The sequence below is a fragment of the Vibrio sp. 1078-1 genome (assembly GCF_033340475.1).
In genome coordinates, this window is the sequence record NZ_JAWOWM010000003.1 from 370,443 (window position 1) to 390,485 (window position 20,043).

Annotated in this window: 17 protein-coding genes and 1 pseudogene; 10 read left to right on the forward strand and 8 right to left on the reverse strand. The window is 47.6% G+C overall.

All coding sequences use genetic code 11. The annotated features are described in order from the left end of the window. Positions 1-59 precede the first annotated feature (59 nt). Positions 60-386 (reverse strand): DUF4156 domain-containing protein, encoded by a 327-nt coding sequence (locus R7190_RS08695; protein WP_017633591.1) that lies wholly within the window; start codon positions 384-386, stop codon positions 60-62. A 224-nt stretch (positions 387-610) separates the two neighbouring features. Between R7190_RS08695 and R7190_RS08700 the strand changes: the two genes are divergently transcribed. Further along, a complete protein-coding gene (locus tag R7190_RS08700) occupies positions 611-1,321 on the forward strand; it encodes a biotin/lipoate A/B protein ligase family protein (RefSeq protein ID WP_005373753.1) in 711 nt (236 codons plus the stop codon). Between the two features lie 59 nt (positions 1,322-1,380). On the opposite strand, the pseudogene R7190_RS31355 reads toward R7190_RS08700, so the two are convergent. Further along, a pseudogene (locus R7190_RS31355) lies at positions 1,381-1,458 on the reverse strand (VOC family protein); the annotation flags it as partial. 148 nt (positions 1,459-1,606) lie between these two features. Between R7190_RS31355 and R7190_RS08705 the strand changes: the two are divergent. Further along, positions 1,607-3,175 carry a DEAD/DEAH box helicase gene (locus R7190_RS08705; protein ID WP_062854891.1) on the forward strand — a complete coding sequence of 523 codons (1,569 nt, stop codon included), beginning with the start codon at positions 1,607-1,609 and terminating at the stop codon, positions 3,173-3,175. A 106-nt stretch (positions 3,176-3,281) separates the two neighbouring features. Here the strand turns inward: R7190_RS08705 and R7190_RS08710 are convergent, their stop codons facing one another. Beyond that, complete coding sequence (locus tag R7190_RS08710; protein ID WP_062854892.1) at positions 3,282-6,161, reverse strand: MGH1-like glycoside hydrolase domain-containing protein; 2,880 nt, start codon at positions 6,159-6,161, stop codon at positions 3,282-3,284. A gap of 220 nt (positions 6,162-6,381) precedes the next feature. On the opposite strand from R7190_RS08710, the gene R7190_RS08715 reads away from it, so the two are divergent. After that, complete coding sequence (locus R7190_RS08715) at positions 6,382-7,293, forward strand: LysR family transcriptional regulator (RefSeq protein ID WP_186585479.1); 912 nt, start codon at positions 6,382-6,384, stop codon at positions 7,291-7,293. Here the strand turns inward: R7190_RS08715 and R7190_RS08720 are convergent. Beyond that, entirely contained in the window at positions 7,246-8,181 is a 936-nt protein-coding gene (locus R7190_RS08720) for a LysR family transcriptional regulator (protein WP_318137538.1), read from the reverse strand. The genes R7190_RS08715 and R7190_RS08720 overlap by 48 nt on opposite strands. 200 nt (positions 8,182-8,381) lie before the next feature. Between R7190_RS08720 and grxB the strand changes: the two genes are divergently transcribed. Both grxB and R7190_RS08730 read left to right on the forward strand, forming a co-directional pair. Next, positions 8,382-9,011, forward strand: coding sequence for a glutaredoxin 2 (gene grxB / locus R7190_RS08725; protein ID WP_029825713.1), 630 nt, complete (start codon positions 8,382-8,384; stop codon positions 9,009-9,011). Between the two features lie 10 nt (positions 9,012-9,021). Further along, entirely contained in the window at positions 9,022-10,146 is a 1,125-nt protein-coding gene (locus tag R7190_RS08730) for an alkene reductase (RefSeq protein ID WP_186585481.1), read from the forward strand. A gap of 82 nt (positions 10,147-10,228) precedes the next feature. Here R7190_RS08730 and R7190_RS08735 read toward each other — a convergent pair whose 3' ends face one another. From R7190_RS08735 to R7190_RS08745, 3 genes are read right to left on the reverse strand one after another with little or no spacing between them, the layout of a single operon-like run. Further along, entirely contained in the window at positions 10,229-11,287 is a 1,059-nt protein-coding gene (locus tag R7190_RS08735) for a zinc-binding dehydrogenase (protein WP_186585483.1), read from the reverse strand. A 4-nt stretch (positions 11,288-11,291) separates the two neighbouring features. Further along, positions 11,292-11,804, reverse strand: coding sequence for a 2,4'-dihydroxyacetophenone dioxygenase family protein (locus R7190_RS08740; protein ID WP_186585485.1), 513 nt, complete (start codon positions 11,802-11,804; stop codon positions 11,292-11,294). A gap of 40 nt (positions 11,805-11,844) precedes the next feature. Continuing rightward, entirely contained in the window at positions 11,845-12,606 is a 762-nt protein-coding gene (locus R7190_RS08745; protein WP_054574554.1) for an SDR family NAD(P)-dependent oxidoreductase, read from the reverse strand. A gap of 131 nt (positions 12,607-12,737) precedes the next feature. On the opposite strand from R7190_RS08745, the gene R7190_RS08750 reads away from it, so the two are divergent. Further along, positions 12,738-13,760, forward strand: a complete 1,023-nt coding sequence (locus R7190_RS08750; RefSeq protein WP_047102756.1) for a helix-turn-helix domain-containing protein — start codon at positions 12,738-12,740, stop codon at positions 13,758-13,760. A 20-nt stretch (positions 13,761-13,780) separates the two neighbouring features. Here the strand turns inward: R7190_RS08750 and R7190_RS08755 are convergent, their stop codons facing one another. Next, positions 13,781-15,214 (reverse strand): PLP-dependent aminotransferase family protein, encoded by a 1,434-nt coding sequence (locus R7190_RS08755; protein ID WP_005387040.1) that lies wholly within the window; start codon positions 15,212-15,214, stop codon positions 13,781-13,783. 271 nt (positions 15,215-15,485) lie between these two features. Here R7190_RS08755 and doeA point away from each other — a divergent pair, with 271 nt between their 5' ends. From doeA to R7190_RS08775, 4 genes are all read left to right on the forward strand, one after another. Then, a complete protein-coding gene (doeA, locus tag R7190_RS08760; protein ID WP_005373780.1) occupies positions 15,486-16,673 on the forward strand; it encodes an ectoine hydrolase DoeA in 1,188 nt (395 codons plus the stop codon). Positions 16,674-16,727: 54 nt separating this feature from the next. Further along, entirely contained in the window at positions 16,728-17,735 is a 1,008-nt protein-coding gene (gene doeB / locus R7190_RS08765; RefSeq protein WP_186585487.1) for a N(2)-acetyl-L-2,4-diaminobutanoate deacetylase DoeB, read from the forward strand. Positions 17,736-17,858: 123 nt separating this feature from the next. Further along, positions 17,859-18,338 (forward strand): Lrp/AsnC family transcriptional regulator, encoded by a 480-nt coding sequence (locus R7190_RS08770; protein ID WP_186585489.1) that lies wholly within the window; start codon positions 17,859-17,861, stop codon positions 18,336-18,338. A gap of 155 nt (positions 18,339-18,493) precedes the next feature. Continuing rightward, complete coding sequence (locus R7190_RS08775; RefSeq protein WP_186585491.1) at positions 18,494-20,014, forward strand: NAD-dependent succinate-semialdehyde dehydrogenase; 1,521 nt, start codon at positions 18,494-18,496, stop codon at positions 20,012-20,014. Positions 20,015-20,043 lie beyond the last annotated feature (29 nt).

Consider the following 20,043-nt stretch of genomic DNA (forward strand, 5'->3'; position numbering starts at 1 on the left):
TAGAACGCATCAAAGACAGGCGAGCAGCGCCTGTCTTTCAATTATGAGCAAGAAAATCGCTACTGTTTGCACTTGTAAGCATTTGCAAACATCGTCACTGACGTAGAAAAGCTCAACGGTTGATACAAGTACAAGGTATCTGCGCCTAAATCCACCGCCTTGATGCGCATTTGGTTTAGCGTCCCCCAAACCATGTCTTTATCTGCGTGAAACCAGTAATCGTAAAAGTGTCCTTCTGAGCCGATCACGGTACCCATTAGTTCACAGTTTTCAATCGCATTCACATTGTCCCAAAGCACCTGTACTTGCTCAGATTCTTGAGTTGGGAACGTCACACATCCCGTTAATGATGCCGCTAACGCGAGAGTCATCACTCGCTTTTTCATACTTATATCGCCAAAATTTTTCATAGATGGCAGATTTTATGAATGGCTGATGTGATGACTAGCAAAAACTTTTTATCGCGTGTTCAAGCAGAATTAATGGACAACGGAAAAGATCCAAAAGGTGATCATGCAGCTAGCGAGCAAAAGCCTAATCACTCAGACCTAGCAATAAAGCTGTATCTGAGATACAACAGTAACGATTAAATAGCCGCGAGGGATAGAGTTTGGTTGCTAAAAATAAGCTAATTCGCTACACAGCTACGGAAGTCGCTGATGCATTTGACAAAGAAGATGAGCTCATTAAACAAGTTCAGTCCAACCAACTCTCGCAAGTGCTATTGCTTTGGCAAGTAAAAAGTCCAACGCTCGTGCTTCCCGCGGGTAAGAAATGGCCAGTGTCTAATGAGTTAGAACATGCGTTAAATACGTCTGGCTGGAAGCTCTTTTCTCGTAAAACCGGTGGTGCCCCAGTCCCTCAGGTGCCAGGTATTATCAATCTATCCCACATTTACCACTGGCCAGAAGGCGAGCCTTACAACATCAAAAAAGCGTATCTCGATTTATGTGCGATATTAACGGTTTTCTTTAAACAGCTCGGCGTGAAAGTGGATGTTCATGCTACGCCTTATTCCTACTGCGATGGCGAGTACAACCTCAACATTGGCGGGCAAAAAGTCGTGGGAACCGCGCAGCGTGTTTTACTTAAAAAAGGCGGCGGACAAGTGGTATTGTCACAAGCATGCATTCTGATTGATGCCGACGTCGAGAAGATTGTCGAACCAGTACGAATGTGTAATCAGCTTTGCGGTCACAGCGATGATATTCGTGGTGATGTCCACACACCGCTCTTCCATCATGTATCCGACCGCCCATCGGTAGATTCGCTCTTTCAGCAATTGACGAGTGCGTTTTTAACGCATGCAAAAGCGGAGTAATGAAAGGAGCAAGCCTCCCCCACACTCCGAACAGCATTTGATAAACTAAAACTGCATACCGTGATAGCGATGTAAGAATGGGCATCGCCAACGTAAAACCATTCAATCGATCGACCAAACCAGTTATCAGTTTTGCCTGCCAAAAAGAAATGAGATCCAGTTCAAATATTTATCCATGACGGAATTAGTTGAAGCCTGCGCGTAAAAGCCTCAGAATGTCGCACTTTTCGCACCGATTTGTTTTCGGCGCGTTGTTATCTAACTCTACAATTGAGAATCATACATATGGGTTTTACCTCGTTAGGTCTATCTGCTCCAATCCTTAAAGCTATTCAAGAGAAAGGCTACGACACCCCTTCGCCAATTCAGGCAAAAGCAATTCCTGCTATTTTGGAAGGGAAAGACGTAATGGCAGCAGCGCAGACTGGTACAGGTAAAACCGCAGGCTTTACGCTACCGATTCTTGAGCGTTTATCGAACGGCCCTCGCGTTCGTGCTAACCAAGTTCGTGCACTTATCCTGACGCCAACGCGTGAACTGGCGGCTCAGGTGCAAGAAAACGTGTTTATGTACGGCCGTCATCTTCCACTAAGCAGTGCGGTTGTTTTTGGTGGTGTGAAGATCAACCCGCAAATGCTGCGTCTTCGCAAAGGTGCGGATGTGTTGGTTGCGACACCAGGCCGCCTGATGGATTTGTACAACCAAAATGCAGTGAAGTTCGACCAACTAGAAGTTCTGGTACTGGATGAAGCAGACCGCATGTTGGATATGGGCTTTATCCGTGACATTCGTAAGATCCTAGCTCTGCTACCAAAACAGCGTCAGAACCTACTGTTCTCGGCGACTTTCTCGGATGAGATCCGCGATCTTGCGAAAGGCTTGGTGAACAACCCAGTTGAGATTTCAGTGAATCCGGCAAACTCGACAGCGAGAACGGTTGAGCAAAGCATCTACCCAGCAGACGTTAAGAAGAAAGCACCGATGTTGGTTAAATTGATCAAAGACGGCGATTGGAAGCAAGTGCTGGTGTTTACGAAAACGAAACACGGCGCAAACCGTCTGGCGAAGTTCCTGATCGAACAAAACCTACCGGCTGCTGCCATCCACGGCAACAAGAGCCAAGGTGCGCGTACCAAAGCACTGGCGGATTTTAAATCGGGTGAAATTCGTGTGTTGGTCGCGACGGACATTGCTGCGCGCGGTATCGATATTCCGCAATTACCGCAAGTGGTGAACTTTGAGCTACCGAAAGTGGCAGAAGACTACGTTCACCGTATTGGTCGTACTGGCCGCGCGGGCGAAGTAGGTAAAGCGATTTCACTGGTGTGTGCGCTAGAAGCATCTGAGTTGTTTGCGATTGAACGTTTGATTCGAGAAGTACTACCACGTAAAGAGTTGGAAGGTTTTGCGCCAACCAATGTGGTGCCAGAATCTAAACTGGATACGCGCCCAATCAAACCGAAAAAACCTAAGAAGCCGAAAAAACCAAAAGCGCCAAATGCTGCAAGTGAAAACGCCCCAGCAGCCGAAAAGAAAGCAGGCAATGGTGCAAACAAACCTAAACGTCTCTTCAACGGTGGTAACAACGGCAACAAAAACAGCACCAACCAAGGCGGTGCAGACAAGCCTAAAGGTAACCGTGAAAACCAAGGCCGTGCACACAGCAAACCAGATGACCGCAAACCTAACGGCAACAAGCCAAATGGCAATAAACCGAATGGAAATAAACCAAACGGTAATAAGAGTGGCAACGCTGGTAAACCGTCTGGTAACCGCAAGCCAAACAATGCTAAGCCTGCAGGAAACAAACCATCAGGCCAACGCCGTAAGCCTCGTCCGCAAGCTGCAAACTAACCTGTAAACGGCCCCCGATAGCAAATACAACAAAGCCGCTGATAATCTCAGCGGCTTTGTTTTTCTTAGAACACAGTTTTTTATAACACAGCTTTGTTAAAACAGCCTACATTAAAGGTGTGATTCGAATATCTGCGATTTGCGCTTCGTTCTTTTCACCCTCAATACCACCAGCGTAGATGTAGGTTTCATTCGATGTGAGGTAACTCATATTGAAGTGGTCCTTCAGCGCGATCTGATAGGTTTTCCCCTGCTCCAACGCTACTTCAATTGGCGTCGAGTAACGCATACCTTGGTTTTCACCAATATGGCCCATCTGCAAGTAACCTTGGCCAACCACTTTACCTGCATCATCCAATACCTCTAACAATTTCACGGTGTTCGTGATACCAGTATTAAGTTGCCCTAGGTTATTGTTGTACCAAGCATCGAACTGGTAAGTGCCCGTTACAGGAGCTGTAAACGACTCTGCACCTTTTACGACGCCGCTGTCTTTGCCCACCGTAACCACTGAGACATTGTCTTTGAGTGGCTGATATTCGCCATCAAGTTTGATGCGGATCTCTTCACCGACACAAACTGGCTGGCTTGGGTTAGAACGGAAGCCTTTATCGTTAATGCTTTCAGCCAAATAACAAGCAAAACCTGTTGGCGTATCGGAATAAGATTGAGCAATCACGTTCTTTTGAATCAGCTCGCCATTGCGATACAAGTTCACGTTGTACTTGCTCGTCACGTCAATCGAAACCGAATTATCAACGCTTTTTACCACCAATGTTGGCTCTTGCGGAGAATAAACGCGACTGTCTTCACTCACATACGGTTTCACACCAGAAACCAAAGTAATGCTGCTATCTACATTCACAAGCGCACCCAGTGTCACGTGGAAATGCCCCTCTTCGTCCATCGTGACATTTTCAACTGGGTAGTAGCCCGTTTCATCTTTGCTTACTTCAGGCAAATCAATGGTTACCGAGTAGTTCTTTCCTTTGAAGGCAAAGTTTTCCAACTTGATTTGTTCAGACTGAGCCAACAAGTTATTGCGCACCCAACTTGTGATAAATGGCTTCACTTCCAACTTACCCGTTTCGGTATGGATGCCGAATAGGGTCTCTACCACCATGTTCAAGTAGCCACCCACAGACCAAAGCTGACGCTGAGAGTTAATCACTGGGCCATCCAAGCTCGGATCTTCGCCATGATCACTATGGATGATGAATGACTTACCAGAAAGCCACTCTAAGTTTTCCATGTTGGATAAATTGGTTGCCGTACCACGAACCAACGATTGAATGGCATTGTTCGCTGCTGCCACGTTTTGTGTTTGATGCGCGGCACGCAAGCTGTACGCGGTAACAAATGGCCAAATTGCGCGGTTATGGTACACAGGCACGTCTGGTTGTTGAGGGAAATAAACCGGCACGCCAAACTCACTGTGTGGGTAATTGGCCATGATTTGTTTCGCCTGCGCATCACTTGCCACACCACTGATGATCGCAAGTGCTTCGCCCAACATGTCGTATTTGTCGACCGCGATGTCTTTGCCATTATCAAACAAATAGCTTACGTACATACCGCGTTCGGCATTCCAAAACTGCTCGTTGATAGCGTTTTTTAACTGAGCAGCCCATTCAGTGTATTTGACCGCGTTGGTTGAGTCGTACTTCTCTGCCAACTTAGCCGCGAGCTGAATCGCGCGGTAGTGAACCACGTTTGTCGATAACGCTTTGCTGCTACCAATCGCATTGACATCGTTTGGCGTCCACGTTGAATACGTTTGCTCACGCCAATCAAGGAATGATTGCTCACCAGTGTATAAACCAGATTTCGCATCAAAAGCCGCCAGGCGATCGGCTTCAAGTGTATTACTGATCGCTTTGTAAGCGCGCTCGGCAAACTGGTTGTACTCTTCTCCATCCAATGCCGAAAGTAAGCGTTCTGCACCAAGCGCCCAAGTCGTGCGGTCGGTACTAATTGGCCAGCTACCGCCCGTGCCCGTATCTTGCACAATCTGCTCGCCATCGTATTGCTGATCGGTCGTATCGCGGAAAGCGGACAATTTGAAATTCAAACCATTTTGCACGCGAGTTGGATTCATCAATGCAAGCGAAAGGTCTGCTGCGTACGCCAAATCACGCGTCCATACGTAATGCCACTTCGCGCCCGTCTCAAAAACTTCCGCTTTGATTGGGTTGTTGTAGTTGTAATTGCCGTCTTTGATTTCAGAAACGGCAAGCTGGTCTAGCTCTTTCATCGTCAACGCAAACAACGCATCAAACGCGACATCGCCCGACACCACTCGCGGCCCTGTTTGTTCATTAATCACTAAGCCCTGGTCGAGCGCATCACGCAATTCTGTCGTCGTTGAAATACCAAATTCACGCAGCTCAGCTTTAGGATCTTTCACCGAGAAAATCACGGTATCACTCGAGTCATCGTAATTGGCGAACAGTTTCACTTCTTTATTCTGATGCCCTTCATGCACCATTGCAGGGTCGAGAATCGCATCAGAGTAGTATTTTTCCGCTTCTTCTTGCGTTGCTTTCGTCACAGTCATTGTCGCACGACTTTCATCGGCAAAGCTCACAGAAAACTTGTAATACCCTTTGTCTTCAAACGTGATCTCAGAGTTGCAATCATCGTTCATACACGCTTCATTCGTGTCTGGTTTTGGCAGGTACTCTTGAGCTTTATCGAACGCCGCGGGCTCCTCAAAATAGGTGTATTGGATCTGCCAACCCGGATCAGCAATCTTGAACTGATTGCTACCTCGAGCGACGCGCAGTACGGTTTCGTACTCGTTATTACCCAAATAGTTTAGCTTGGCATGCTCTGCCGTGCCCCAATCCCCATTTAAACCACGTAAATATAAGTCGGCTGAAATAATTGGTTTGTCGACCGGCACAGGCGCATCAGAAGAATCTGACCCACACCCAGCAAGACCAATACAAGACGCGACGGCAAGCGCAATAAAACTCGGTTTCATGTTCATCCCTTAGATTGTTGTTTTGGCGACAGTCTAAAGAACACCCTTTTGAGGGGAAAATAGGAAGTCAGGAGCGAGCTATAGATAACATCTATACGTCAGACCCCAACAGTGATGTAGATCTATGAAATGCGCATAATTTCAATCAAATGAGATTCCAGATTTGTGATTTATAAATGAAATTGTGCAAAATACCCCTCGTTCTTAAAGGGGAAAGAAAATGGACAAATCTCTGCAGCAATTTTTACTGGTTGCACGCTGCCAAAGCATCAGCGCTGCGGCAAGAATGGCAGGGTTAAGCCAGCCAACGGTAACAAGCAATTTAAAGAAGCTGGAAGAGAATCTCGGCGTGACGCTGTTTGAACGTCATCCTAATGGCATGGTGTTGACCGAATACGGACGCATCCTCTATCGCCATAGCAACGCGATGCAGCATGAATACAACCAAATGATGCAAAGCATTGATGAACGGAAACAGTACCAAGTCGGAAAAATTAAAATGGGCACTGGCGATGCGTGGTGGCCGCTATTCGTCAAACAAGCACTCAATGAACATCTGACCAAGCAGCCATCGGCATCTACGCACGTCGAATTTGGCAACCACTTAGGCTTGATGGATTCATTAATCAGCGAACAGATTGAATTCTTCATCGGTCACGAGATTGTCGGCTTGTCGTCTAAATGCGATGTTACGTTTATTCCACTATTTCAAACGGTTGATGCCTATTTTGTTTCCCCAAGCCACCCACTTCTAGGGAAAACCGTCACCGAAGAGATGCTGCACGAATACCCCGCTCTTTCGGTCACTTATGACGCTAAGAAATTCGCTCACGTCATCGACAACCCAATCCCGAAACAAAATGAACGCGAAAGGCAGCAACTGGATGACAGACCGACTTACGAAGTGGATTCTCTGCTCGCCAGTATTGATGTACTGAAAGAAAGCGTCGCGGTGATGTCTTATACCGGCCACCTCAAACCGTATTTGGAATCCTTTGGCTTACGATGCTTAACCATGGAAAACGAACCAAACCCTGGCACCGTCGGGATTTATCGCCACCGCCGAGAAACCTCTGAATCGCATCTAGATCTGATTGCTGGCATCACTCAGCGCGCTAAATTGCTCAACTAGAAAGTCCAAAAACAGGCGAACTCTTTTCGGTTGATATTGGCGGCTTTGATAAATGACATATAGATCCGCTTCAGCGCCTTGCGAAAAGGCGCTGAAGTTTTTCATATACCCATCCAAAACCGTTACTAAACGTTGTTGTTTTAGGTCTTGCTGAATATCTAAAATCGATTTCAACGCAATCCCCGCCCCCTCCAACGCCCATTGTCGAATCACTTCACCATCATCAGAAAAGCGCTTTGGCGTGACCGTGATCGTTTGGTGAGACTCTTCATCTTTAAAGTGCCACGTCTTTAATTCTTCATTGCTGCGCACCATGGCTAAGCAGCGATGGTCCGCGAGATCTTGTGGACAGTTTGGGACACCTTGCTTCGCCAAATAATCAGGTGACGCGCACAGCACGCGTTGACTCGACGCCAGCCTGCGCGAAATGAGATTACTGTCCGCTAACTCACCGTAACGAATCACTAAATCGAGCCCCGATTCAGCCAAGTTCGATAAATTGTCATTAAGATAAAGATAAGGCGTCACATCCGGATATTGCTCAGAAAAAGCCGACACCATCGGCGAAATAATTTGTTTGCCAATATCTCGTGGAGCTGAAATTTTCAACGTTCCGCGCACTTCCGAAATACCCGTTTGCAGCAAGTTTTCCGTCTCTTTCACGCTATCAATGATGTTCAGACAAGCTTGATGGTACATTGCCCCTGCGTCCGTGAGTGATACGTGGCGTGTGCTTCGGTTGAGCAGCTTTACGCCATAGCGTTCTTCTATCGCTTGCAGCCTTGCCGTTACCGTCGCCGGAGACAAACCTAACTCCCTTCCCGCCGCTGCCAGACCTTGATGTTTAACGATGCTGACAAACAACGTCATATCCGAAAACTTATCCACCTTCGCGCCCTTATTATTTGGAAAAACTGAATAATCAATTCAGATATAACCCAATTATCAAATTAAGTCGAATCCATATACTGACCCTATCGACATTGTTTAGACCCAGAACGTTATGTGACAGGGCAAAGTTAAACGCCGTAACGCTGTTCAACGCACAACAACACGCCCTACCCAGCCAAGAGAATAGGAAACAAAAAATGAAACTGTACATTTATGAACATTGCCCCTTTAGCGCCCGCGTCCGTTTTGTCGCTGGCATGCTGAATATTCAGCTCGACGTCATCAACATTGCTTATGACGACGAGAGCACCACCACAAACATCATCGGCGCAAAACAAGTTCCTCTTTTGATCAAAGACGATGGTGAAGCGATGGCGGAAAGCTTAGACATCATCAACTACTTCCTTGAATTGGCATCTTCCAATGAAAGCAGCCAACCCTCAGCGCCGGTTTTAGACTGGCAAAAACAAGCGTTTTTACCGCTACAAAAAGTCGGGTATCCGCGTTGGTCAAACATGACGTTACCGGAATTTGCAACAGAAACCGCTAAACAAGCATGGCGTGCAAAAAAAGAAACCGAAGCGTTAAATTTTGAAGCCTTGATTAACGATACACCTGCGATTGCGAAAGAAGTCGCCGCTTTGATAGAACAAACCAAACCCTTGCTCAACCTAAGTTCAGAAAAGCAAACGTCACTGGTTGACCAAGCCATTATGTTCTCTATTCTACGCGGTTTTTTCAGTGCTCCCGAAGTGCAATGGGATCCAGCCGTACTTCATTGGATGGCAACCGCTCGTAAAGCGACCAACGTGCCAGTACTTATCTAAGGAGCGCAACATGCAACAAAGATCAAATAAGCTGTTTGAACCAGCTCAACTGAAAGCGTTGTCACTACAAAACCGTATTGTCATGGCACCAATGACTCGCGCACGCACCACTCAGCCGGGCAACATCCCGAATGAGATGATGGCAACGTATTATCAACAACGCGCTTCTGCCGGGCTGATCATTTCCGAAGCCACACAAATTTCGGACGATTCTCAAGGCTATTCGTTCACCCCTGGCGTTTACACCGATGCGCAAGTGGCGGGCTGGCAGGGTGTGACCCAAGCGGTCAAGTCACAAGGCGCAGCGATGTTTTGTCAGCTATGGCATGTGGGCAGAGTGTCTCACCCAACATTCCAAAATGGTGAACAGCCTATCGCGCCATCTGCGCTCGCTCCGGTAGAGACGCAAGTTTGGATTGCAGATGAACAAGGCAACGGCAATATGGTCGATTGTGTTGAGCCACGCGCCATGACACAAGCGGATATCAACCGAGTTGTCGGTGATTTCGCGAACGCAGCCAAACGCGCTATTGAATCGGGTTTTGATGGTGTAGAAATCCACGGCGGGAATGGGTATCTGATCGATCAGTTCTTAAGAACCAACTCAAACCATCGAATAGACAACTACGGCGGTTCACGAGAAAATCGTATCCGTTTTCTTATCGAAGTAGTGGATGCAGTTATCGCCGCTATTGGTGCGCATCGAGTTGGAGTGAGACTGGCACCATTCATTACGTTTAAAGATATGGACTGCCCAGATATCGTTCCAACAATCTTGGAAGCATCAAAACAGCTACAGGAGCGCGACATTGCCTACTTGCACTTGTCCGAGGCCGATTGGGCCGATGCACCAACGATTCCTGAGACGTTTCGAATCGAACTTAGAAAGCGCTTTCGCAACGCTATTATTGTTGCCGGTCGCTACGATCCTCAACGAGCAAACGAAGTATTAGAGAAAGGCTACGCGGATCTTGTAGCATTCGGACGGCCATTCGTAGCAAACCCAGACTTAGTCTCTCGCTTGCAACATCACCATCCGTTGGCAGAACTCGATGGCTCAACGTTGTTTGGCGGAAACGAACGAGGCTACACCGATTACCCTGCTCTGCAACATGAATGCGCAGAACAGGCCTAACAAAAAAGCCCCAACCTAGCAGCTACGGTTGGGGCTGTCACCAAACTAAAATTGGTTTTAGCTAGCTTAATCTGGCTAAGAGTTAAATCACTTCTAACGCGCCGCAGCGCCAAGGTTCGATAACGACTTTGATGTGGTCATTTGGCGTCATTAACTGTCTAAACGCGTCTTCGACACCGTCGATTCCCACTTTGGCGGTGAGCATTTTCTGCCAAGGCAACTTGTGTTCGGCAATCGCTTGTAGGCATTGCTCAAACTCGTGCGGTTGGTAGTAGTAAGAGAATCTCAAGTCGAGCTCTTTTACCGTCGCGTAAGCGTAGTTAATGATTGCGGGTGTCGTATGGATACCCGAGATGACGATTCGCGCTCGGGCAGGGGCGCGGCGCATAAAATCGTCAATTAATGTATGCTTGCCCACACACTCATAAATGACCAGACGTGAATTCATCGCGTACTGCTCACCAACGGCGATCTCGTCTTCCTTGGTCGGGTTGATCAATCGATTTGCGCCAAACTCACTAGCAAGTAGCAACTTCTCTTCCTGAAGATCGACCGCAAGAATATTGCTGACGCCACGTTGTTTCAGTGCAGCAATCACAGCCAGCCCTATAGGACCGCAACCGACAACCAGCGCGGTTTCTTCCGTTTCGATTTCACTGCGATTGACCGCGTGCAAACCGACCGCTAGTGGCTCAGTCAGTGCCGCCGCCTCAGATGGCATTCCGTCTGGGACAGGTAGCAATAACGCTTCATCAAGCAGGAAGTACTCAGAGTAAGCGCCATAAGTACCCGGAGTAACACCAACGCCCGCGCCATTTTGGCTGAGCAACATCGGTACTGAGGTGACTCGGCTACCAACGGACAACGTTTGCTGCGTATCGGCACCGTATTCGATAATTTCCGCGCAGAACTCATGCCCCAACATCACTTGAGCGTGCTCACCGGCTTCATCAGGCATCAACCCGAGCTGGTGGAATACATCAAATACCTCATCCGCGTGTCGAGTAATGTGAAGGTCGGAGCCACAAATGCCACAGGCGAGACTGCGAACCAACACTTGTCCCGAAGCGGGTTTGGGGATTTCGACTTGCTTCAGGCGGACACTACCATCCTGCATTATGATACTGTTCATCTGTTGCATGGGGTTACTCCGCAAGATCATCACTCAGGCCAGCAATCGCACCCGGTTTGATGTAGCGCGCGGTGAAGCCTTGTGCTTTCGCTGTTGCAATAACAACTTGCTCAATCCAACCTGCATCCATAATGTTGATGAAGTTACCCTCTTCGTCAAAGTTAATGTTCGCACCTTGGATCACCATAAAGCCATCAGCACCACCCGACTCTTCTGGACAGTGAAAGGTATGAATCGAACCGCCCGGCTCATATAAGTAGCTACCAGCGGTTTGGACTTGGTCTGGGTATTCAATGTAGTGCCAAGCGCCACTCAGTGTATAGAAATGCACCACACCAGTATGGAAGTGCTTAGGTAAAGTCACGCCCGGCTTGAATTTGGCACGAATCACCCAAGTACCGTTTTCTGGGTCAAGAAACAACGGGTAAACATCCACACCCGGTAGAGCGTCTTTGATGAGCGACTCCTCATTGGTATTAAGAGTTAATAAGAAATCTTGGTGCTGAATAACTTCTGGTAATGACATAACTTACATCCTCGCTATTGCTGTAATGTGGCGTACTCACCTATCCCATAAGTGGGTACTTAAAATTCTCGAAACCGTCAGATGCGCTGATGGTACAACCGTTGATACAGTTGGCTTTCTCGCTGACCAGAAACGCCACCACATCAGCAATCTCTTCTGGTTGTGTGAAGTTTTGACGCATCTGTTCTTTGCGGATGTGGTCCCACAGGCCAATCTCTTCGTATTGCCTTAACATCGGAGTATCAACGCGTCCCGGAGCGACAGCGCAAACACGAATACCCAATGGTGCGAGTTCTAATGCGGCGCATTTGGTCATCATATCGACTGCGGCTTTACTGACGTTGTAGGTAAAGGTCATCTCAGACGCCATTCGTGCGTAAACAGAAGAAGTATTGAGGATCACGCCCGGCGTGCCTTGCGCTTGGAATTGTCTTCCAGAGGCAAGAATGCCGTAGTAAACGCCATTTTGGTTGACCTTAGAGATCGGCTCAAAATCGGCAATTGGGTCGTGGTCAAGCAGAGGTTTCGGTGCACCGATGCCCGCGTTGTTGACCATGATGTCAAGCGAGCCAAACTGTTCGACCGCGCACTTCACCATAGCTTCAACTTGTTGGTAATCGGTGACGTCCGCGACAAAGGTTCCCAACTGCTTTGAGTCAAAACTTGTGTACATTTGCAGTGATTGTTCTGAAATATCGACAGCAAGCACTTTGGCTCCTTGCTCTCTCAGCTTTGCAATGATGGCTTGGCCAATTCCACCAGCCGCCCCAGTCACAATGGCCGTTTTATTGATAAGTTCCATACTGCTTCTCATCCATGCGTTGTTGTTATCAAAATGTAACCTAGATCAACTCACTGACACTCACTTGACCTTTTGCGAAGTAAATTTGATACATTGCGATTTACAACCTGTTAACATTTAAAAATCGAGACATGTATATCGTACGAAGTGGCGCTGCCGATAAATTTGATAGCTTGGTTTCCGAACTGGGGCAGAATCCGGTTGAGATTATGGCTGCCGTCGGGCTGTCTGCGGCGCAGTTTCGCAATCCCGATACGTATCTCGCCTACCCTAGGCTGGCTGAATTGCTGGAGGAAGCGGCTGCTCGTTGTCAGCAACCGCTGTTTGGCGTGTTGCTCGCCGAGCGTCAAAACCTACAGAGCTTGGGAGACTTACCAATGCTGGTTTCCCGGGCGCAAACGGTCGGTGAAGCCTTGGCGCGGGTGAATGATTTTCTCTATCTGCATTCGTCAGGGGTCACTCTCAACATGACGCCACAAGATGATTGGGTACGGTTGTCGCTCAATATTGATGTGCACAGCGAACGAGGTATCGCGCAGTTGATGCAGCTCAGTGTGTCGCATCTGGCGATGTTTATTGCCAGTCTGCTTGATATTGAAGCAAGTCACTTCGCGCTACATTTGACTCAACACGCAACATTGGAAGTAGAAAAAAGCAAGTTTGCCCAGCAGAACAAACTGCGTTTCGGTGATAAGTTTGACGGTATCCTACTTAAAGCGACTCTGCTTAACGCTAAGAACCACCAAGATGAAGACGCACTAGAGCGCCATTTTCAACAGCACCTCAAAGAGCTGCAAACCCGTTACCCCAACAATCTCAGTGACCAAGCAGCAAACATGATTGGCCGTCTGCTCTCAACCGGAGAATGCAGCGTTGAGCGCGTTGCAAGAGCATTGGACCTGCATCCGAGAATGCTGCAAAACAAGCTGAAACAACAGGGCACAAATTATCGACAGCTTTTACAACAAGTGCGTCAGGATTTCGCCGAACAGCGATTGCATGAGAATATTCAGAGTATTACTGATATCGCGTTGCAACTGGGCTATGCAGAAACTGCGGTCTTCAGCCGCCACTTTCGTCGCTGGACGGGAAAATCACCAAGGCAATGGCGACAAGAAAAAACTCAGTTACAAACGTTTAAGCCCATCAGTTAAAAGCATAAATAACCTATCGTTCAAACCAAAAAGTGTGAGGTGGGAGGGTTGGTATCGAGAATTTCAGCAATCACAGATAACCCGTGTTTGATGTAGCCTCGGTTTGTTTCTGCTCCCAAGCTGATTCGCACGTAAGGCATTGGCTGATTAGTATCGAGAACAAACGGTTTATATCCAGTGATCTGCACCCCTGAACGCTTAGCCGAAGCAACCAGGTCATCGCTATTCCACTGCTCGGGTAGTCTCAACCAAATGTGCTGTCCATTCGGGTGCGAGCTATAAACATGCCCTTCTAAAGCGGCTTTTGCTATTCGCTGTCGCTTAGCAAACTCATTGACTTGAAAGCGAATAAGTCGATTTAACGTACCGTTTTCGATCCACAAATGAGCAACTTCAAATGGTAATGGAGTCGCAGACCAACTCGTTGCCGCTAAACGACCAATCGCGTGCTGCAAAAAATGACGTGGGACCGTCAGATAGCCAGTGCGCATGCCTGGCGCTACAACTTTGGTTAAACTGGTGACATAGAAAGCTTGTTCGGGTAACAATGTGGCAAGGGGTGGGACACGGTTAGGTTCTAGTGCTCCATACACGTCATCTTCAATGACATAGATGTCGTATTGCTGCGCAATATTCGCTATCGCCTCTCGGCGTTCAACATCCATATGCGCACTAGTCGGGTTAGCCATGCTAGGTGTGCAACACAATACCTTGATTGGTTTGTGTTTACATGCCCATTCAAATGCATCCGGCGTTATACCAAACTCATCCATTTCAAGTGGTTGCAACTTAAATCCAAGCATTCTCGAGCGAGAGATCAAGCCATGATCAACCAAGTGACCACAAGCAACTACATCACCGTGTTCAACAACTGTGCTTAAAGCCAACGTTAAACCATGGCATGCACCATTTGTGAGTAATATTTGATCGGCACCCACATCCAGCCCTTGGCTACTTAGAAATCGTGCTCCTGACTCAATATGATGAGGCTGACCTGTTACCGGCTTTGCTTTACTGATCAAACCACGATTGTTTGTTTGCCCAGCAATCTCCATTAACGCCTGATTAAAAAGCGTAATGTGGCGATCGGTCACCACTGGATGTGCAATCGACATATCAATTTCATCCGGCGTTTCTTTCATCTCTTGTGTCAGCATGAACTCCGTGTCCGTACTTTCATCCACAAAACCTGATTTGACAAAAGTACCATTCCCAACCCAAGACTCGATCGCCCCTTTTTTCTCTGCATAACCATATGCATGGCTCACCGTTTGTACGCTGACGCCAATTTGCTCTGCAAACTCACGATGTGTGGGTAATCGAGTCCCCGGTTTTAGATAACCACTGCGGACACATTCGACAAGATAGTTACCAATGGAGATGTATTTAGCGGTGCCTGGCCGAATGATCGGGTTCAAAGAAATTGTCATGACACAATATTTTAATTGATTCATTTTTAACGCTCATTGTAACTTCCATTTAACAATTGGCGAACTTTAACTCACAAAATGAGGTGAAATGCACAAAAATAAACCACAATTGTAATGATTGACATGAAATGTATGGGTTAAACAAACATGTTAAACAGCATCGTTTAATCCAAATACAACCCCAGAGGTAAGTTGCAATCATTTTTAACGCAGATCTGGCTAGCTGGTAGAAGGTAGAAATACCTCAGCGTCTCCGAAGGCCCATAAGGCGTCGGATTTCTAACAAGGAGAAAATATGAGAGGCGTTGCTTTGCATTTTACACTGGATGAGTTCCAGGATCGGTTAACGAAAGTTCGGCAATCGATGGAAGAAAGAGAATTGGATGTCCTTATCATTCATGACCCTTCTAACATGGCGTGGCTGACAGGCTATGATGGGTGGTCTTTTTACGTGCCACAATGTGTCGTTGTTGGTCCATCTGATGAACCCGTTTGGTTTGGACGCTGCCAAGATGCCAACGGAGCATACAGGACTGCGTATATGTCGGCAGAAAACATCACCTACTATCCAGACCATTATGTAATGAATCCGCCGCTACACCCGATGGATTTCCTGGTCGAAGCCGTACTGGCTCCGCGCCTTTGGGATCGTGGTCGTATCGGTGTAGAAAAAGATAACTATTACTTTAGCGCCACCGCTTACGAATCACTCACCACGCACCTACCGAATGCTCAACTTCTCGATGCAACTGGACTAGTCAACTGGTGCCGCGCCGTTAAATCCGATCAAGAACTGGCGTACATGTACCGTGCCGCTCGCATTGTTGAAAATATGCACCGTGTCGCGTTCGACATGATTGAACCAGGATTACCGAAACACCACCTTGTTGCCGAGATTAACCGCCAAGCCGTGCTCGGGCATGAAGACCACTTTGGCGATTACACCGCGATTGTGCCGCTTTTGCCATCAGGTTCTGATGCTTCCGCACCTCACCTGACTTGGGATGACAGACCGTTCAAGAAAGGCGAAGGGACGTTTTTTGAAATTGCAGGGGCGCACCGCCGATACCATTGTCCACTCTCTCGCACTATTTTTCTTGGCGAGCCTGACGACAAGTTTAAACGAGCCGACGAAGCCCTAACTTTAGGGCTTGAAGCAGGCTTGAAAGTGGCAAAGCCCGGAAATACCTGCGCCGACATCGCCAATGCACTAAACCAGGTTCTCGATAAAGCGGGATTCTCACGCGAAGGCGCCCGTTGTGGCTATCCAATAGGTTTGAGCTACCCGCCAGATTGGGGGGAACGAACCATGAGTTTGCGAGACACCGATAAAACCATCTTGAGAGAAGGCATGACATTCCATTTTATGCCGGGGTTGTGGTTCAAAGATTGGGGATTAGAAACAACGGAAAGTATCGTCATTACCCATGATGGAGCAAAAACGCTGTGTGACTTTCCACGCCACTTATTTGTTAAACACTAATTTTTCAAACCTCAAGCTCTGTTGAGCTAGGTCTGAGAACTAAAAGGACTTGATATGCAAAAAAGCTCGATCACAGCCACCATAGACTTTGACCGAGAAGGTGTACAGCACGGCTTTTTAACGCTGCCCTATTCACATGACGACTCCGCTTGGGGAAGTATTATGATACCTATCACCGTGATCAAAAATGGTCACGGACCAACCGCACTGCTTACTGGCGGTAATCACGGAGACGAATACGAAGGCATCACCAGCCTGCTAAAATTGACGAACTCGCTTCAGGCAGATCAAATCCAAGGTCGTGTCATTATTGTACCCATGATGAACTTACCTGCGGTACAAAATGCCTCACGTACGTCGTTTATCGATAAAGGGAATTTAAATCGCAGCTTTCCCGGCAACCCCATAGGCACAGTGACCGAGAAAATTGCGGATTATTTTACTCGTTACCTAGTTCCTAAGTGCGATTTTGCGTTAGACATTCACTCAGGTGGCAAAACGTTAGATATCGTGCCATTCGCCGCTGCCCATCGTCTCGACAATCTCGATCAAGAAGAATCCTGCATATTAGGTGCAAAACTGTTTGGCGCACCTTACACCATGATCTTGCTCGAAATGGACGCCACCAGCATGTATGACACTGCCGTGGAGTCTCAGGGAAAAATCTTTGTTACCACCGAACTAAGAGGAGGCGGAACCAGCACTCCAGAAACCATCGCTTATTCCGACCGTGGCATTCGCAACTTCTTACGCTTCTCAGGCAACTTGCCCGGTGACTACGAACAACCAACCCAACCAACTAAATTATTAGATATGCCTGATGCAAGTTGTTATGTGCAAAGCCAACACCACGGCATCACAGAATACTTATTTGATCTTGGCGATACCGTCAAAAAGGGAGATGTATTAGTGAGAATCTTCTCGACCGAGCGCACAGGTACCGCCCCCGTTGAGTACAAGTCACAGCGCAATGGTATTTTCGCGGCACGTCGTTTTCCTGCTATGGTGAATATCGGTGACACTATCGCAGTTATAGCCGAAGACTGCGGCGAGATAGGCTGATTGAAAAGCCAACTAAAGAAATCAAAACAAATGGCATACCAGAAGCAAACTGGAAAGCACCTTATAACAGCGACCAGTCATCAGCCTTTATGAAATGATTAGTATTCAACAGGGAGACTCATAATGCGCCTCGATCGCTACGACGTAAAAATTCTACAAATACTTCATGATAATGGTCGTATCACCAAATCTCACCTTGCCGAGGCCATCAACCTATCCGTGAGCCCTTGCTGGGAGCGCGTCAAAAAACTGGAAGAAGCAGGCATCATTGAAGGTTACGGAGCAAAAGTAAATACCGATATTTTGTTCAAACGAACGTCAGTTATGGTTGAAGTTACGCTCAAAGAACACAACGCCCAAGCGTTCAAACGCTTCGAGCAACTGGTTCAACATTCACCAGAAGTCACTGATTGCTATGCCACGGGCGGTGGTATCGATTACATCCTTAAAATTCAGTCAGAAGATATCGACCATTATCAGCGGCTTATCGACAACTGGTTAGACTCAGATGTGGGCATTGAGCGCTACTTTACTTACATTGTGACAAAAACAATCAAACGTGATGCGGGCACATTCGAAGTAAACCAAAACGCTTTGTTATAAAAGGGAAAATGCGTATCAGGCGTGAACAGAAAAAACACCATATTTAACGGCACTAAAAAGAAAGTTCTGACGTTTTAAACCTCGGTATCAGAAATTACTTCGGTCACTTCTCCATTACAGTTTCATTATGGACAACGATGCTGGGAGAAGGACTCATGACAGCACTGCACAGCTTACACGCTGAAGAATTAAAAGCCTCGCACGACATGATGGCGATAATGAAAGACGTACGTTTGGTGAGAGGTTTAGCGTACGTGAATGGCAAATGGGTAAGTGGTGATCAATTTCATCCGGTGGATAATCCAGCAGATGGCACGGTCATCGGTTACATCACTAAGCTATCTCAGCAACAACTCTATCAAGCGATTGATGAAGCCGACCAAGCCTTTCGTCAATGGCGAAAAATGCAAGCAGAAGAGCGCGCTGAAATTCTCATGCGTTGGCACGACCTGATTCTAGAATCAAAGCAAGACCTTGCTCATTTGATGGTGATGGAGCAAGGAAAAACACTAGGTGATGCTGTAGGTGAGATTGACTACGGCGCATCCTTTGTTCGTTGGTTTGCCGAAGAAGCACGCCGCTGTTATGGCGAAACCATCCCAAGTCATATTCCGAATGCGCAGCTATCAACGGTGCGCGAGCCAATTGGTGTCGCAGCACTGATTACACCATGGAACTTTCCTAATGCCATGATCACACGCAAAGCCGCAGCCGCACTAGCAATAGGCTGTCCGGTGCTCATTAAGCCAGCCAGTGAAACGCCTTTTTCTGCGTTAGCGTTGGCAGAGTTAGCAGATCGAGCTGGCTTTCCACCTGGTGTGTTTAACGTGATCACTGGCGATGCGGTGATGGTGTCACAAACCTTGTGTCACTCCGATAAAGTCAAAGCGCTCTCGTTCACAGGCTCAACTCGAGTAGGCAAACTATTGCTACGCGACGCGGCACAAACCGTGAAGAAGTGCAGTATGGAACTCGGTGGTAACGCCCCTTTCATCGTGCTGCCAGATATGGATGTCGAGCAAGCAGCCAAAGCCGCCGTGGATGCGAAGTTTCAAACCGCAGGACAAGACTGCTTGGCCGCAAACCGTATATTCGTCCCTGACGATAAGTACGAAGCGTTTTTGGAAGCGTTTGCCAAAGAAATGAGCCACATCGTTTTGGGCAATGGCTTAGACGAAAAAACCACCATGGGACCGCTTATTAATCGCACTGCGGTGGATAAAGCGCATGATTTGGTGCGTGACGCGCTCGACAAAGGCGCGCGATTGGTAGCGGGATACCACCAGCCCGTACCAGGCGAAAACTTCTTCGCGCCGACATTGCTAGCCGATGTAACCCCAGAAATGGCGGTGTATCGCGAAGAGAATTTTTGTCCTGTGGCAGGCGTATTGCCTTACCAAGACTTAGATACCGTGATTGAAATGAGCAACGACACTGAGTACGGCTTAGCTGCCTATGTTTATGGTCACGATATTCACCAAATTTGGCACTGCACGCGCGGTTTGGAGTTTGGCATGGTGAGCGTGAACTCCGTCAAAATGACAGGGCACCCTATCCCATTCGGCGGCGTGAAACAGTCTGGTCTTGGACGAGAAGGAAGCCGTCACGGATTTGAAGAATACAGTGAAATCAAATACTGCTGCTTAGGCGCTTTACCAACCGTCAGTGGCAGTTGAGACACGAAATATGGATATCCAATTATTCG